The organism is Chryseobacterium capnotolerans (assembly GCF_021278965.1).
Lineage (GTDB): Bacteria > Bacteroidota > Bacteroidia > Flavobacteriales > Weeksellaceae > Chryseobacterium > Chryseobacterium capnotolerans.
The window spans coordinates 1181067-1197345 of record NZ_CP065589.1 but is presented as its reverse complement, the minus strand read 5'-3'; the positions used below and the strand labels follow the sequence as shown (position 1 = coordinate 1197345).

The 16279-nt window shown below is 35.2% G+C and carries 15 protein-coding genes; 8 read left to right on the top strand and 7 right to left on the bottom strand.

The features are described 5' to 3' along the window. Positions 1 to 93 precede the first annotated feature (93 nt). Positions 94 to 432 carry a cupin domain-containing protein gene (locus H5J24_RS05605; RefSeq protein WP_068945157.1) on the top strand — a complete coding sequence of 113 codons (339 nt, stop codon included), beginning with the start codon at positions 94 to 96 and terminating at the stop codon, positions 430 to 432. A 139-nt stretch (positions 433 to 571) separates the two neighbouring features. Then, the gene (locus tag H5J24_RS05600) at positions 572 to 835 is read left to right on the top strand and encodes a heme oxygenase (protein WP_068944034.1); all 264 of its coding nucleotides are present in this window, start codon (positions 572 to 574) and stop codon (positions 833 to 835) included. Positions 836 to 926: 91 nt separating this feature from the next. On the opposite strand, the gene H5J24_RS25490 is transcribed toward H5J24_RS05600, so the two are convergent. The 4 genes from H5J24_RS25490 to H5J24_RS05585 form a co-directional block, all read right to left on the bottom strand. Continuing rightward, positions 927 to 1190 (bottom strand): hotdog family protein, encoded by a 264-nt coding sequence (locus H5J24_RS25490; RefSeq protein WP_283250761.1) that lies wholly within the window; start codon positions 1188 to 1190, stop codon positions 927 to 929. Beyond that, positions 1175 to 1381 carry a MaoC/PaaZ C-terminal domain-containing protein gene (locus tag H5J24_RS25485; RefSeq protein ID WP_283250760.1) on the bottom strand — a complete coding sequence of 69 codons (207 nt, stop codon included), beginning with the start codon at positions 1379 to 1381 and terminating at the stop codon, positions 1175 to 1177. Before H5J24_RS25485 ends, H5J24_RS25490 begins: the two co-directional genes overlap by 16 nt. A 247-nt stretch (positions 1382 to 1628) precedes the next feature. After that, positions 1629 to 1823: a cold-shock protein gene (locus H5J24_RS05590; protein ID WP_002980989.1), complete on the bottom strand. Its 195-nt coding sequence runs from the start codon at positions 1821 to 1823 to the stop codon at positions 1629 to 1631. Between the two features lie 51 nt (positions 1824 to 1874). Continuing rightward, positions 1875 to 2993 carry a DEAD/DEAH box helicase gene (locus H5J24_RS05585; protein ID WP_068944036.1) on the bottom strand — a complete coding sequence of 373 codons (1119 nt, stop codon included), beginning with the start codon at positions 2991 to 2993 and terminating at the stop codon, positions 1875 to 1877. A gap of 434 nt (positions 2994 to 3427) precedes the next feature. Here H5J24_RS05585 and H5J24_RS05580 point away from each other — a divergent pair, with 434 nt between their 5' ends. Together H5J24_RS05580 and H5J24_RS05575 are read left to right on the top strand one after the other, a co-directional pair. Next, complete coding sequence (locus H5J24_RS05580) at positions 3428 to 4375, top strand: beta-1,6-N-acetylglucosaminyltransferase (protein ID WP_068944037.1); 948 nt, start codon at positions 3428 to 3430, stop codon at positions 4373 to 4375. Between the two features lie 216 nt (positions 4376 to 4591). Continuing rightward, entirely contained in the window at positions 4592 to 5161 is a 570-nt protein-coding gene (locus H5J24_RS05575) for a YciE/YciF ferroxidase family protein (RefSeq protein WP_068944038.1), read from the top strand. A 293-nt stretch (positions 5162 to 5454) separates the two neighbouring features. Here the strand turns inward: H5J24_RS05575 and H5J24_RS05570 are convergent, their stop codons facing one another. Continuing rightward, positions 5455 to 7221: a BamA/TamA family outer membrane protein gene (locus H5J24_RS05570; RefSeq protein WP_232816113.1), complete on the bottom strand. Its 1767-nt coding sequence runs from the start codon at positions 7219 to 7221 to the stop codon at positions 5455 to 5457. Between the two features lie 150 nt (positions 7222 to 7371). Beyond that, complete coding sequence (locus H5J24_RS05565) at positions 7372 to 8067, bottom strand: DUF1826 domain-containing protein (protein WP_068944040.1); 696 nt, start codon at positions 8065 to 8067, stop codon at positions 7372 to 7374. Positions 8068 to 8327: 260 nt separating this feature from the next. Here H5J24_RS05565 and H5J24_RS05560 point away from each other — a divergent pair, with 260 nt between their 5' ends. From H5J24_RS05560 to H5J24_RS05545, 4 genes are all read left to right on the top strand, one after another. Continuing rightward, a complete protein-coding gene (locus H5J24_RS05560) occupies positions 8328 to 8699 on the top strand; it encodes a hypothetical protein (protein ID WP_232816112.1) in 372 nt (123 codons plus the stop codon). Next, positions 8696 to 9016: a hypothetical protein gene (locus H5J24_RS05555; RefSeq protein ID WP_232816111.1), complete on the top strand. Its 321-nt coding sequence runs from the start codon at positions 8696 to 8698 to the stop codon at positions 9014 to 9016. Before H5J24_RS05560 ends, H5J24_RS05555 begins: the two co-directional genes overlap by 4 nt. Before the next feature lie 92 nt (positions 9017 to 9108). Beyond that, complete coding sequence (locus tag H5J24_RS05550; RefSeq protein ID WP_232816110.1) at positions 9109 to 9828, top strand: helix-turn-helix transcriptional regulator; 720 nt, start codon at positions 9109 to 9111, stop codon at positions 9826 to 9828. A gap of 221 nt (positions 9829 to 10049) precedes the next feature. Next, on the top strand, positions 10050 to 10859 hold the full coding sequence (locus H5J24_RS05545; RefSeq protein ID WP_232816109.1) for a phospholipase D-like domain-containing protein: 810 nt from the start codon (positions 10050 to 10052) through the stop codon (positions 10857 to 10859). Positions 10860 to 10922: 63 nt separating this feature from the next. On the opposite strand, the gene H5J24_RS05540 is transcribed toward H5J24_RS05545, so the two are convergent. After that, positions 10923 to 15833, bottom strand: a complete 4911-nt coding sequence (locus tag H5J24_RS05540) for a PKD domain-containing protein (protein ID WP_068944042.1) — start codon at positions 15831 to 15833, stop codon at positions 10923 to 10925. Positions 15834 to 16279 lie beyond the last annotated feature (446 nt).

Here is a 16279-nt window from a genome sequence, read left to right as displayed (position 1 = left end):
AAGCTTTCACTGGAAAAAGGGATGGGATATTAGACAGTTCTGTCCCTTTTATTTACAATACCATTTGCTCTTTTTATGTTTAAAACCACAGTGATGAATCATAGAGAACTTGAAAAATCGAAAGTATATATTACAAGCCAGATTGTAGATTACATCCCAAATTCTGTAGTGAGTAAAAATATACTGGAAAAACTGACCGGTAATATCAGTATTTTATCTTTTGATGACAAAGAAGGGTTATCTGAAAAGATTTCTCCTTTTGATACTGTTGCACAGATTATTGAAGGTAAAGCTGAAATCATTATAGACGGAGCGTCTTATTTTATGGAAGAGGGTGAATGCATTATCATTCCTGCCCAAAAATCTCATTCTATAAAAGGAAATAAGCGCTTTAAGATGATCGTAACGATAATAAAAAGCGGCTATGAATAATCTGGATATACTTTCAGGCAGATACATCCATAACCATAAGACCGTATCTTATCCAAAAGAGGTATCAACAGGAAAATGAAAGGTAAGCTTTCTTAATGAACCTCAATCTAAATTTTTTATCTTATTAAATATTTTTGCAATGAAAACAATACACCTCTTTCGGTTTAACGATTCTATTTTCCGTAAAATTCCTTTCTTCAAAGAAGAACATAGGTTGAAAACCGATGTAACGGAAATTGATTTAATGAATATTGAAATAGTAACCGAATATGTCGTAAAAACCCATGATGACTTTAGTTTTGACAATACATCAGGAAATGATCTTTTATCAATGTGCAAAAAAGCTCAAAAAACAATTGAACATTATTTTGTGATAAGACTGGATCACTATGATTTTATATGAAAAAGTTATTTAATCAAATGTTAGAATCATAATCCAAACAGTAAGATATTGGGGACTTCCCGTATTTTAATCTTTTTAATCTGGCTTCTTATTATAAAAAATGATATAGAAAAATTACATCCCCTGTATAGGCAGGTTTCGCATGATTTCTTATAAGAAGCTTAGCTTCCACCACTACTTTTATAGTTCCTCTGAGGTCTGTCACCGATTTCACAGTAGCCTGTAGTTTCACATCGCTATTTACAGGAACAGCCTGGCCAAATTTAAGATTCTCAATCCCATAATTGATTTCCATTTTTACATTTCTCACCTCAGCAATTTGTTTCCAGAGATAAGGGATCAGCGATAACAGCAAATAGCCATGAGCAATAGTTGATGTAAAAGGGCTTTCTTTTTTGCCTTTTCCTCATTGATATGAATCCACTGGTCATCTAAGGTTGCCTCTGCAAACCTGTTGATTTGATTCTGATCTATGGTATGCCAGTCAGAAAACCCGACCATTTGACCTTCCAAAGCTTTATATTCTGTAAAATTATTGATGATCATTATTCTATCTATTGTCTTTGTTTTTATAATAAGCTGACTGGAGTTCTTTCTTGAAAAAACCTCTCACGTTATGTGAGAGGCAAATGAACATTATGAAAATAAAAAGTAATCTAACTTACATTAATGTTCTTTCAAACAATATATCCAGATACCAAAGGTTTTTGGATTTCAATTGTAAAAAAATATAAAAATATGATACTGAAATTGAAAATAATATTTATTTCAAACAGATGATATTAAAGCTTAATTATGCCAGTTTTACATTAACCGCATTTAAACCTTTATCACTCTTTTGTACATCGAAAACGACTTTATCATTTTCACGGATTGATCTTGAGTCTAATCCTGAAGAATGTACAAATATATCTTTACTCCCGTCTGTAGGAGAAATAAATCCGAAGCCTTTTGCTTCATTGAAAAATTTTACTGTGCCTTGTTGCATTGTAATTATTATTAAAAAATTATTTATTGTTTTCTGTAAACTCTACAGATTTTATTTATAAAATGATCTGACCGGCATTGTGAATCCTATCAGTTTTTGAATATTTTTAAGATCTAAGCGCTCTTCGGTATCGCAAAATGAAATAGCGGTACCTTCCGTTCCTGCCCTTCCGGTTCTTCCGATCCTGTGGACATACGTTTCCGGAATATTGGGAAGCTCATAGTTTACTACATGAGGAAGATCATCAATATCAATTCCTCTGGCGGCAATATCTGTAGCTACCAATACTTTAATCTTACTGCTTTTAAAATCATCAAGTGCATTCTGTCTTGCGGTCTGGGATTTGTTCCCATGAATCGCTGCAGCAAAAATCCCTACTCCTTCCAATTGCTGTACCAGCTTATTGGCAACATGCTTAGTACGGGTAAAAACCAGTGAACGCCTCATATTTTCATTTTGCAATAAATCAATCAACAACCCCGTTTTATCTCTTTTTTCCACAAAATAAACGGATTGTTTCACTGTTTGTGCAGTTGAAGATACCGGAGTTACAGTAACCTCTACCGGATTATTCAAAATTGTTTCCGCAAATTTTCTTATACCTGAAGGCATTGTGGCAGAGAAAAATAAGGTCTGCCTTTTCTGGGGAATCAGCTTTAAAACTTTTTTGACATCATTGATAAATCCCATATCAAGCATTCTGTCTGCTTCATCCAAAACAAATATTTCTATTTTAGAAAGATCAATATGTCTTTGATTAACCAAATCCAGTAATCTGCCGGGTGTAGCCACCAGAATATCTACTCTTTTCCTAAGAGCCGCAAGCTGGCCACCTGCTGAGACGCCTCCATAAATAGAAAGCTGTGATAAAGGTAAATATTTGCTGTACACAGCAAAATTCTCTTCAATCTGTATTGCTAATTCCCGGGTTGGCGTAAGTATTAATGTTCTGATCTCTTTATGATCAGGGGTATATTTTTTTAAAAGCTGAAGAATAGGCATTGCAAATGCTGCCGTTTTTCCTGTACCTGTCTGGGCACATCCTATAATATCTTTTCCGGCAAGAATATGGGGTATTGCTGTATACTGTATTTCAGTTGGCTTAGAATACCCTGCTTCTGTTACAGCACGGATAATGGGATTGATTAAATTTAAATTTTTGAAACTCATCATAATTTTCGGTCTTCCCGATATTTTGTAAGCAAATTCCCTTTTCAGAATTTGAATTGGTGTATCATAATGATGAACAAAGAAATTCTTTTCATCATTTTACTTGCTTAACTTCCGATAAATTACCTGTGTAGTATTCATGAGCCTGCAATAACGTATCATTCTAGGATGAAAAGACTTATGGAGTGTTTTCACATTCGAAACCCGATTGATAATTGGGCGGCTGAAAAAGCAAAAACTGAAAGAAAAAATGGTGAATTTAAACTATTACAGAATGGCAAAGGCAGAAACCTGTTTTATAAATGCATTGCAAATGTACCATAAAATAATCAGGCAGCATCAAATTTAATTAACTGATTATCAAAAATATATTTGTACCTTACGCACATAAACTGAATTGTTTGCCTGTGCGGATGATTTTAAATTTCAGCCCCATGCAAACTTCATTTCCCATAACTCACCCCCATTCCCAAACTTCAGATCTGCACTCAGCCCCGCAGGTTACGATTGCTTACTTTATTATCATCCATCATAGACCTGATGCATTTAAAGAGATGTTTCAGAAGATTTATACAAGAGATCAATTTTATCTTATTCACATTGACCGGAAAGCAAAAGCAGAATTTACAGAAGAAATACAATTATATTTAATACACTTTCCCAATGTGTATATTTTGGAAAGCATGAATATTGTATCCGGAGGATTTAGTATGATCCAGGCTGAACTTAATGCGATGGAATATCTTTTGAATGTAAGCCATGACTGGGATTATTTTATTAACCTGAGTGGTGAAGACTCCCCACTAAAATCACAAAACATTATCCGTCAATTCCTTACCGTTAATAACGGAAGAAATTATCTTTTTTATTATGATCAGAAATTTTACAGGCCTGATACACTTCAAAGGATACAAAATCATTTTACAGAGCTGACCCATAAAATATCTTCATTTATTTATAAAAGAGAATTTATGAAAGGTGTTATACCCTATATTGGTGGAAAATGGTTTATTCTAACAAGAGAAACATGTGTCTTTATGACCAACAACAAACGGGTAATGGATTTTGAAGACTATTACCTGCATACTCTTTTACCAGCTGAATCATTTTTCCAGACCGTTTTTATGAATACGGACTTTAGTGATATTATTATCAACGATGACAAAAGAGCAATAATTGAAAAAGCTTTTTTTAACAAAGATCTATATGCTGAAGATTTAATAGCATCTCTCAAATCTGGTAACCAGCTTTTCATCAGAAAAATAAACAATAAAACAAATGAAAGTATATTAAATTATATTAGAGAAAGCTACCTTCTACCGCTACCAGAAATCGACGAAATTGAAAGGGAGCTCAAAAGAGGCGATTCACAAAATAATTGATTTATTCAGGATATAAAAGCCCTGCATTACCCTGTAAAGCAAACCACCTAATCCGCAAACCTGTTAAATAAATTTCTTTTCATAACGTAACATTTTTTATTCTAATGTATTTGATCTGTCTGTTATCAATTTATGAGCTTTATGAGCTGGGTCATATTAAGACACAAATGGCCTTAGAATTGCAACAGTTAAGATTATCACACTAAATCTAATATTATGGCAACTAAAACCGTATCAAAAAAAACATCTTCAAAATCAGCCTCAACTATAAAGGGAGGAAAAACACCAGCAAAAAAAACGGCGTCTAAAGGATTGAAAGATCTGTTTGAAGATGGGTTAAAAGACATCTATTGGGCAGAGAAGGCATTGGTAAAAAACTTACCTAAAATGTATAAAAATGCAACAGATAAAAAGCTTAAGCTCGCTATTGAAAACCACCTGCTAGAAACTGAAGTCCACGTAAAAAGACTTGAAGAGTGTTTTAAATCGTTAAAAAAGAAGGCTCAGGCGAAAAAATGTGATGCTATGCAAGGACTTCTTGATGAAGGAAAGAGTATCATAGAAGAAACTAAACCTGGCACTGTAAGGGATGCAGGCATAATAGCTGCTGCACAGAAAGTAGAACATTATGAGATTTCAACGTACGGGACACTCGCTGCCTATGCAAAAGTTCTTAAGGAAAATGTATGTTTAAAAAATCTTTTAGCAACCCTAAATGAAGAAAAAAAATGTGATAAAACACTGAGTAAAATTGCTGACATTGGACTTAATAGTAAGGCATTGTAATAAAATATCAGTTCTAAAATTGTAAGACCAGTAGAATAGTATTCATGATGCTCCACTATAAAATTAAAACCCCTCAATTAAGAAGGGTAAGGTTGTAGAATGTGTAGAGATTGACTACAACTATTATGTTTCTTCAAAGGTATAGTATATAGTAACATATCCTTATGATTATACTCATAACAAATTAAACTCCTGACTTTCAGAATAATTCATATTTTATATCGGGAAATAAACAGATTTTTTTATTGTTATCTACATCAATTAATATTAGAAGACAATAATTCAAACATTCATCAATTCCCAAAATTCACAAAGTGCGGTACCTCTGTTGCAAAGCTGTTCATTGGCAGCAGGTTATTTCGGTTACTGTTAAAATCAAAAACAGAGTTATTGTCAAAAGGAACCCGTGGATAATAGGTAAAGGAAATCTGAATTCTGTTGAAGACCAAAAACGGATTATTAATTAAAACGCCTAATCCTATTTTAGTGTTGGCACGGGTACTCAACAGTTTATCATCAGGCATTCCCAACCATCCTACTGCCATTGTTAAATACGGACTGAAATGGAAGTTCTTCCAGGTTTTATGAATAAACATCTGAAGCTGATACCTTAAGACCATTTTTTTAGTCCCGATATAATCTCCGTTATAAACGGGAAACTCATCTGGTGAAGAAAGATTAATTCTGTCTTTGTAAGAATAATTATGCTGGGGATTTCCCAACGCTAACGTAGGAGAAAAGAAATGTCTTACCTTAGCAAACTTCCAGTCCATAAGATTGGTAAAATACGTTCCATCTACACGGAAAGATTCTCTGTTTTGGCTGTCTTCATTAAAAAATCTACCAAATTGGGCTTTCAAGGTAAAATATCCCAGCTTTGTAAAACTGCCATACGATGCAGAAATTCCTACATAAGGGTTCACTTCTTTATTTCTCGATAAGCCGCCTGCAATAAGATTCACAGAGTTTCCGTAAGCGATATCCTCCGGCAAATCATATTGAAAAATATTCTTCTGAACAGAAAACCGTCTGTTAATAAGCCCTACAGACATCAAAAAACTGTTGTAAGAACTAAAATACTTATACTGATCAATTCCAGGACTGTCTTTATACTGATAGTTCTGGAATCTCCCTATAATGGCAATATTGCTGCTGACTTTTTCCTTAGGATTTGATGAAACCGGGATCTGATAACCACCCCATAAGTCCTGACTGTACACTTTGATCTGAACTTCCGGAAAAGCAGCATCTGTTTCTATCGGTAGCAAAACATTCCGCATAAAATATTCAAAAGTAAAACCACCAGCCCATTTTGTCAATGGGGAGAAGAAGTCTCGTCTGACATTAAAATTAATTCTTTCATTTCTCAAAAAATCTCGTTCTCCAAGAATTTGAGCACTGATATAAGACCCAAAAAGATTATAGGTTGTATAGCTTCCCAAAACATAATCCTGTTTTTCTTTGGAATCATTTCTGTAAAGAAAATCAAATGTATGACCTAGCCCCAGTACATTTTCTTCAGTTACTCCAAGACCAATTTTACTTCCTGAATAACTCACTCTCGGTTTTAAGCTCCAGGAATCAAGAACTTTTACCACTACATCAATAGAGTCTTTACTGGAAGCATCATCTGCAACACTTATATTCACTCTGTTGATAAAAGGCATTGTTCTCAGCAAACGTTCAGATTCATAGAGTTTCTGAGCATTGTACTCCTCCCCTTCTTTAAAAAGCAAATAATTATTAACGGTAGAAGTTCTTGTTGTAGAATGAAGGTGGTCTGTAAACCAGTCATACCATTTCAGTTTTTCTTTCTGATCTTTGGAATCATATCCAAAAGGATCAATGGTTTCGATCCTGATATTCCGGATGTATCTTTTATTATAGGCTTCCTGCGGCAGCTTTTCAGTTCTGGATTTAACAGAAGCAGAATCGGCTTCCCTACGAAATATGAAGCGATGAAGAAATTTGGTAACTTTTCTTTTATCTGAAAATTCTTCTATTTTATAATAAAGTGAATCTTTCTTTTCCTGTGCATTTAAAAAGAAAAAACCACTCAAAAAGAAAATTAAAATTACAATCGATCTAATCATTAGCCGTCAAAATTCAATACAGTTATAATCTTAATCCACAGCCAACAGACCGTAAAATAAGATAATATCATTTAAAGATACTACTTTTGAATGAAAAACCTAATACTACCATATGATTTAACAAATCAAAAGCAGGCGGTATTCACCTTCGTTTTCAACAGGAGCTCTATGTACACAAGGCAGAACTTTTTGTTCAGGATGATCTACAGCCAGCCTCCAAAGATGTCCTAATCCTAGATTGGTAGGTTCTGCATTGGGTTTAGCCTGATAATGCAGATCAAAAAAACAGTCCTTTAGAAAGTCTTCAAATTCTTCAGGTCCATCATGTAATTCCTTGAGTTTTTCCCGAATTTCAGGAACATCTATTTTGGGTACAGCCTGTTCATTGGGCAATATGTCACTCGAAGCCCCAAAATAAGTACATAAAAAAGTATCTGTTCCAATGGGTGATCGATCCACATGATATGAATAAACATCCGTTGAAATAAAACTGAATTCTTCATCCCGTTCATAATTTTTAAGCAGATTAAGAGAAGGTGACGCTCCGAAATCAGTTAATAATTGTAAATCATTCAGGATTATCTCTCTGGCCATATTTCCTTCCTCTGAGAGTTCTAATCTTAAAAGATCTTCAGTAGAAATTTCAGTAATATTATCTTTTAATTGAAGTTTGGAAACAATTTCTTTAAAATCTCCATCTAATTTCCTGTACCAGCACATAGCATTGATATTTCCCTGAAAATTATTATTTACAAGTTCAGCAAACGTAGAAACCACATCTACTTGATGATTGTCAGAAAATATATTGGTCATATTTTAGGATGTATTCCATGCAAAAATAAGGAATCAATTTTATTACCCATTCCATCCGCCGGAAAACAAAAAATGCTTCGGTGCTTTCACTGTGAGGATCTCTACTATTTTAATAAACATATACTCTATTGTTGATCTTCCATTTAATAACTCATTTTATTATTACAAACTATTTGATTCGTATGAATTATTCTTAGATCTTTAGTCTTTATCATAAAATTTGTCTGATTTATTCTTAAGTTTGCTATCGATCCTACCCTATGAAAAAAATCGATTTCTTCAAAAGAAACTTCTTCCCATTACTTGTACTTTGCAGTGTACTCATCAACTGTACTTCAAAAAATAAGGAAAAAGAAAGTTTCGATTATCCGCTGCTTCAGAAGAGTGATGCTCTCCGCCTTTCCGGGAACTATGAAAAAGCATTACAGCTTAACCAAGAGTACCTCCATATGGCACAAAAAAATGGCTATACAGACGGTGCAGCTCTTTGCTATATGAACATATCCAATCTTTCTGTCACTGTAGGAAACTATGAAAAAGGACTGGTATTTTTAAAAAGGCAGAAGCATTACTCAAAAACTCTGATAATGAAGCGCTCAAAGCAAGGCTATTTCAGGAATACGGCCAGATGAGCAAAGTAACCAAACTTTACAAAACAGCTCTTGAATATAATGCTAAAGCACTTTACCATACCCGCCAATGCTCTTTAACAGATAAAAAGCAATATAACCTGCAGAAAGTTTTTTCGAACAGAGCAGATTTCCTTTATGATATCAAGCAGAATGATTCTGCATTGATGTATTTTCATAAAGCAATGAATATTGACAATACGGATTTGATCAACAGTTTGATTGCAAAACACCATCTATACTATACAAAGCGAATAGATTCTGCAAAATTTTATATCGACAGGGCACTTGCTCTTAACACTAAAAAAAAAGAATATTAGATTCGCAGAAAGGACAAATCTACAGAATTGTAGGCGATTATTATAAAGCGGAAGAGAAAGACTCCCTATCTTTAAAATACTATCAGAAAGGATTGGATATCTTTATCAAAACTCATAAGGTGTATAATATTCCTTTTATGTATGAAGCTATGGCAGAAACCTATGGCTACCTGGGAGATCAAGAGAAAGAGGCAGAATTCAATAATAAATTCACCCACGCCAAAGAACAATTATCACAAAATCAGAATAACACTGTCAATTTGCTTATTGACAAATTACTGACTGAAAAAGAAGTCTCTGCACAGACTTTTAAATTCAATACCATTATCTTTTCAGGCTTGATGTTACTAATAGTCATACTCATTGCCTTTTTGCTATATAAAAAACTGAACCGGGTTAAAAAACAGATCATCGATGAAAGCTCTGACTTAAAGCACAATATAACGCGTTTGCAAAATGAAAATGAAACCTTGAATCATAAAATCAGTGAAAACAATAGTGAACTGATGATGCTGGCAGAAAGTAACGATTCTTCATTCTTAACCCGATTTCAGGAACTCTACCCCAATTTCATTGAAGCATTACTCAAAAGAAATAGCGATCTCTCTTCTGCAGATCTCTCGTTATGTGCTATGATAAAGCTTGATTTCAGTTCTAAGCAGATTGCTTCTTATATGTCCATTGAACACAAATCTGCTCAGCAGAAAAAATACAGATTAAGAAAAAAGCTTGATATCCCAAGTGAAGAAGATTTTCTGATCTTCTTCGAAAGATTAGAGAATGATGAAGATCTCGAAAACAAAAAAGAATAATCTTCAAGTTAGCTTAAAAAAACTCCATATTGTTCAGGACCTGACACTAGAAAGATGTCAGGTTTTTTTTATGCTTTTCCATAAAGCAGAGAATAAAAAGAAACGTAAATTTGACGCCTAAAATCCGGATTGTGCGAAACCTCCAGCTGCGGGAGCTGATCTCTTTAAAAAACAGATATATCTGGAAACATATAATTTCAATACTATTTAAGAAAGAAAACGTGTATTATAAGGAAAAGAAAAAATATTATTTTAAGATCGATACTGAAAACAGTGAAGGCGTTGAAGTCTTCGTAGGTCAAAATGCAGGAAATCAATTAAATAAAGACATTCTGGATGCAAAAGCAGAAGTTCTCATCATCTCTCCCTATATTGATGAAGTAAAGGTGGATGATCTTCTGATGCTGAAGAACAGAAATATCAATGTGAGATTGGCATTCAGTGATCTTCGACCTGAACAGTACGGAAGTGTATTACGAAAGCTGATCCACCAGAATCGGGTGACAGATGTAAAGAAAAAGGAGAAAAGGGAAAGCCTGAAAAATCTTTTCTTTTTATCTTCTATTATTCTATTCTGTCTGGGAATCTTTGCTCTGATTTATTTCGGGATCCATCTTGTTGATGATCTTACCAATTCAAACAATCTGGTTGCCCTTTTAATTGCTATTCCCTCTCTGTATGGATTTTTCAGATGCTGGGAAAAGAAAACAGAAATTGAAAAAATGGAAATTTACACTTATCATTATTCTGAAAATTTAAATTTCAAATACATAAGGAATAACCGTTATGACAATAAATTCTTGCATTCTAAGATTTATATAATTGATAGAAAAGTAGCCTATCTAGGTTCATTGAATTATACCAAAAGTGGATTTACTTCTAATTTTGAATCCAGGATCAGAATTACCCAAAGGGAAAAAGTCAATGAATTGGTTCATTTTGTTCATGATATTTTTGAAGATAATGTGAATCTTAAAAAACATGAGCTTTTCTATCTTGGAAGACAAATTTACAATGAAGAAATGTATTGATATCATTCCATAAAAAAACAGTGTTCTCCAAAGAGAACACTGCTTATTAAAATGAAGTATGGATTAGTTTTTAATCAATTTGCCTTGCAATGATTTTTCTCCTGCCTGCACAATAACAATGTATGTACTCTGCAGCCAGTGGGAAACGTCTACACTTACTTCTCCTGAAGATGACTTCAGTTCTTTCTGGTATTTGATATTCCCCATGGTATCAAAAACCTTGATCTGTGTTGCCAGTAATTTCTCATTACCGGTATCATACGAAACCCTCACGATATCCTTCGCCGGATTTGGCATCAGTTTCAGAGAAGAATCTGTAGTAAGACTTGGTGTGTTTCCTGTCTTGGCAAAAACAGATTTACCTATAATTTTTGGTTCACCCACAAACTTACAATCATCTTGTCCTAAGAATAAGATTGCATCATATCCACCAGGGAAGCTGGCATTAGGATAGAAGGCCAATGGATTGGCATTCATATCATAGGTACCTCCTGCCGGAATAGTAATCATAGATGGAAAATAGGTTCCATATCCGTTAAGACTTGAAATATCAAGCATTGCCGGTTGGCTGCCTGCATTGAATATTGTTCCATGAACATTATAATGATCACCATCCCACTTGAATGCAGTAATATCAACTTCAAAGTTACATTGTGTTTCTATACCGCAGTCTTTTCCAGGATAATAGTTCATTGCTCCTGAATAATATCTGCAATACATTCCACCAGCAGACTGATCAATTCTCAACCTGTAAGTTCCAGGTGAATCAATAAAACTGAATGGGCTGATGAAAGTATTAGTCCCATTTTGTAAACTAACTCCGAATCTTTCCCATTGGTGGTAATCAAAGTTACCTTTTGGTCCTAAAATATAACGATCTTTTTCTCTACAATAGCTGTAACATCCTGTAGGGAATACCCACATCAGGCTTTCGATGCTCAATGGTACATCTACCATGCCAAATACTTTACAGCCACTTGGTGCGGTATAGATTACTTTATATTTTCCTCCTTCATCTACTGTAATGGTCTGCCCAGACATTCCATTACTCCAGTTATATTCACCATTTGCAGGCCCGGACGCTGTAAGTTGAATTTTGTAAGGCTGGCATCCTATCTGAGTATAGGTTACCGTAGGAGCTGCCGGTGGATTGCTCACTGTAACAACAAAATCTTTAGAGCCTGAACAGTCTGTAGTTCCTGGCACACGTGCTTCTAAAGTATAGGTATAAGTACCTGCTGATAATCCACTTACAGTATAAGTAACCGGCTGAACAGTAATCCATCCTGTTGACAATGGAACTCCATTCCTTTTCCATCTGTATTCTAAAGTATTATCCGTTAAAATACCTTTAAGCGTTATTTGGCTATTAGCACAAACATTTGATTGTCCAGATATATTTACATACGGAGGTTTTTTAAATGCAACACCTACCGCTTTAACGCTCATTACATTAGTCATACAGCCTTCTGCTGAAATCAATATCGGCCAATAGTTCCCTGATTGTGTTGGTACAAAATTCATTGAGTTTGGCGCACCCGGCACCTGAACATTACCATTCATCCAAATATAACCTGAAGGTACTGTACCTGAAGGCACAAATGAGATCAATGGAGAAGTTCCTTCACATGCTACTGCATTTGGTGGAGTAAGATTTCCATTTAAATTAGCTTCATAGACAGTAATGTTACGTACAATAGAATTATACTCACAACCTTGAGGAGTTTTAATCATCAAACTTACACTCTTCACTCCTGCAGTATTGAATGTAACATTCATATTCTGTTGTGAAGTCACATAAGAGGTTCCGTCAAAAGACCATGTATAGATATTCCCAGAAGTATATGAGCTTGGTGAAAGGGTAATTACCTCACCTTTACATGCCTTAAATGGAAGCAAGAAATTCGTGCTTGGAACTGGCGCCAGTGTAATTGTTTTCGTAATCGTACATGCTGGCAATGATGGTTGTGATGGTACAGATACCTTCATCGTAAAGGTGTAAGTACCTGGCGCCATATTGTTATAGGTAGCCGTTTGCCCAATCTGATCCGGCTGTCCTGCCATACTGAATCTATATTCTATAGAGCTAGGGTTAACCTCAAATATGGACGATGAGTTATATAAAGTAACATTATATCCGTTACCGCTACAAACCTGACCAATATTAAGCTTAGGCTCATACAGTTTTCGAACCTCAAAACTTGTTGAATACCAACATGTACCATATCTTAAACGTACGCTCACAATATGCGCTCCGGCAAGATTAGTTTGGAATGTGGCTGTAGGCTGTCCCTGAGCACTTACCAACGTAAGAACACTATTAGATACCCATTGGATCTCATCTGGAGGAATACTTACATTTAAATTATTGACTGTAATTGTATTGCATCCAGTCCATTTTGGGGTAAAACTCACCATAGGAGGTGTTGTACAACTACTAGCTGTTGGGCATGAATTGATTACTTTGATCTCCTGTGAATATACATAGCAACCATTAATATCTTTAGCTCTTACCTTATAAGTTCCTGCCAGGCCGGTTCCCGATAAGGTATATGAGTTAGTAGTAACTCCTATTGGAGCCCCATTCTTAAACCATTGCCACTCCACAATATTCGTAAGACCTGTAGAGCTGTTAGCAGTAAGCGTATAAGGCTGTAAAGGATAATCATCACAAACCATAAGATTATACACCGGTGAAACCGTAATAATCGTTTCAGGAAGAATGATGAAACTTGCAGTTGCTTTTGGCTCATATGCACAGCCATTCGTTCCTGTATAAGTCACAGTAACTATTTGAGAAACGTTACCTCCTGTATTATTCTGAATATATCCGTTATTCGGGAAATCATAGACTCCAGAAGAATTGAATGTTGCCGGATGAGTAGTCCCATTAGCAAAAGTAAACGTTACCCCTGTAGCAGAAGTAATTCCTCCCTGATCAACTGTGAAATGAAGATCTGAACCTAAACAAATTTTTCCAATGTTCGTAAAGTTAATTACAGGAAGAGCCAGTTTGCTTACTGGCATTAAAAATACCTTTTTCTGTCCGCATACCACAACTTCCAGTTTCAGGTTAGTTGAATATATGTTAGCCGCAACCTCGTTAATATTTACCGTCACAAATGGAGTGCCTTGCCCGGATATAAAACTTCCGAAATTAGGGTTTTCAAAACTCCATTCCATAGAGTCCGGAACAATATCATCTAAATAAGCTTCAAAGCTCTGTGTACTGCTTGGACAGAAAGGTCCTGAATTCGGCTTAATAAAGATTTTATTAATATCCATTGGTTTTATATCAAATGAAATTGGCTTAGACAGACAAGCTGCCGGGCTATTCGTTCTATAAGCAACAGATACTGAATAAGAAGGTGCTCCCGCATTAAAGATAACAGTAACACTATTACCTGCATTACTTCCCTGGATAGTACCATTCGTAACACTCCATACAGGAATTACTCCAGCGGGCTGAGGTGCCACAAGTGAATAAGTATAAGGTCTGCCTGGGCATACTACTGCCTCTCCCAAGATAAACCCTCTTGGCGGCCTAGGAATACTCACCACCTTAATCAATATTGGATTACTTTCACATCCTCCTCTGATTGCTGTAATCACATAATTTCCTGGTGTTAAGAAAGGATAATCAAGAGCCGCAGTAGTAGGTTGTGGTGACGTATATACCACTCCACCGTTTAAAGTAACATTCCAGATCACCGGAACATTAGGTGTAGCTGTAAATGTCTGTGGTGTTCCCACACAGATCTCCTCTTTTCCTCCTGATATGGTTACAGGCGCTTCTACAACAATCGTTTTTTGTGCATTACCTCCACATAATAATAAAGTATTTTTATAGGAAGCAGTAAGAGTGTAGGTACCTGGAACATTTCCAGTGAAAAGAATTTCATTTCTTTGCTGGTTATAAGTCAACTGACCTGGCGCAGGTCCTGTTACATCCCAGTCAATGTGAGTAGTTGGCCACTGTGGAAGCGAATACGTGTATTGTTTTCCTAAACATACTACTGATTCTCCTTTAATTCTTGCAGTATTTAGAATGACAGGAATCTTAACTGTAGTCCACACTGGGCAGCCACATTCAGATTTATACATCACATAGCCAAAACCATCTTCAGGATCTACACTATCCCATTTTACTTCGATTTCGTTTTCAGAGATATTATGCCATGATCCTCCAATCACTTTCCATTCTCCTTTACAGCCATTCTTCACACTGTATCTTTCGGCACTCCCTTCACATACCACTGAAGCACAGCTAATCTGTACTGGTGGAGCTTCTGTGATTTCTATTTTTTGATACGTTGTTTCTGAGCATCCACATTTGTTGGTTACAGTTAAAGTAACCGTAACTCCTCCAGCCTGTGTATAAGTATGAGAGGGTTCAAAAGCTGTAGATGTGGTTCCATCACCAAAATCCCAGAAATAATTAACAATATCAGTACCTCCATTCGCATGAGATAAATTGTCAAAATGAACCTCAGTATTTTTACATACAATATCTTTCAGATTAACGAGATTAAAGTCTGCAGAAGGTTTATTTATTTTCTCGATGCAGATATCCTGGGTTTCAACAGTTCCATCAGTAAATGTAACTGTCGCCTGTAAAGATCCCGCTCCAGCACTTCCCCATAAGATTTCAGCAGTAAGATTGGCACCTCCTGATGTAGTCTGCAGCACTCCACCGGTAGGTATCCATGCGACAAAACTAATATTCGAGCCATGAGCAGTATATTTCACTTTGCTTCCTTCACAGACCCGGACACAAGTACCGGAATCAATATCTGAAGCAGCAACAGAATTATCTCCTGCCCCTTTTTCTCCACGGAAGTTCTGACATCCGACCTGAGAGTCCCAGGTAATATGGGTTGATGATTGTGCTTGCAGCCCCCAAGGTACAAGGAGCCAGCATAGTAGGAGCCATCTGAAGATGTGCTGCCTACTAAAATAAGTAGTGTTTTTCATGGTTAATAAAAATGTATTAATTTTCGCTTGAAAAATAATGAATTTTTTAACACTAAAATCATTTATTAGTGAAAAATATTACTTTTTTATAAACTTAACATCAAAAATACACTCCAATTCTTGATTATATCTTAATTTAAACCTATTGTACTTATTTTAAAAAAATCAACTGACGCTCATTGTAAGACCTCAAATAATTGATTTTTCACTTATTTAAACACTAATATATAGAATAAAATAAACCAAAATCATAACATAAAATGAATTTTAAACATAAATAACAATAAATAAGTTATAAAAACAAACAACAAGCATAAGAAAAATCTTTTTCCGGTACTTTTATTTTTATCCTTCACTAAGCAGCATTATCCAACCTTATAGAAAAAGATACCTTTCTTTATTTATTAAGCAAAAAGAACTTATTTTGCATGAGAAAACAATCTGGT

Coding starts and splice junctions, on each gene's coding strand:
- H5J24_RS05605 (WP_068945157.1), top strand. CDS start 94: ATGAATCATAGAGAACTTGAAAAATCGAAAGTATATATTACAAGCCAG.
- H5J24_RS05600 (WP_068944034.1), top strand. CDS start 572: ATGAAAACAATACACCTCTTTCGGTTTAACGATTCTATTTTCCGTAAA.
- H5J24_RS25485 (WP_283250760.1), bottom strand. CDS start 1,381: ATGATCATCAATAATTTTACAGAATATAAAGCTTTGGAAGGTCAAATG.
- H5J24_RS05590 (WP_002980989.1), bottom strand. CDS start 1,823: ATGCAACAAGGCACAGTAAAATTTTTCAATGAAGCAAAAGGCTTCGGA.
- H5J24_RS05585 (WP_068944036.1), bottom strand. CDS start 2,993: ATGAGTTTCAAAAATTTAAATTTAATCAATCCCATTATCCGTGCTGTA.
- H5J24_RS05580 (WP_068944037.1), top strand. CDS start 3,428: ATGCAAACTTCATTTCCCATAACTCACCCCCATTCCCAAACTTCAGAT.
- H5J24_RS05575 (WP_068944038.1), top strand. CDS start 4,592: ATGGCAACTAAAACCGTATCAAAAAAAACATCTTCAAAATCAGCCTCA.
- H5J24_RS05565 (WP_068944040.1), bottom strand. CDS start 8,067: ATGACCAATATATTTTCTGACAATCATCAAGTAGATGTGGTTTCTACG.
- H5J24_RS05560 (WP_232816112.1), top strand. CDS start 8,328: ATGAAAAAAATCGATTTCTTCAAAAGAAACTTCTTCCCATTACTTGTA.
- H5J24_RS05555 (WP_232816111.1), top strand. CDS start 8,696: ATGAGCAAAGTAACCAAACTTTACAAAACAGCTCTTGAATATAATGCT.
- H5J24_RS05540 (WP_068944042.1), bottom strand. CDS start 15,833: ATGAAAAACACTACTTATTTTAGTAGGCAGCACATCTTCAGATGGCTC.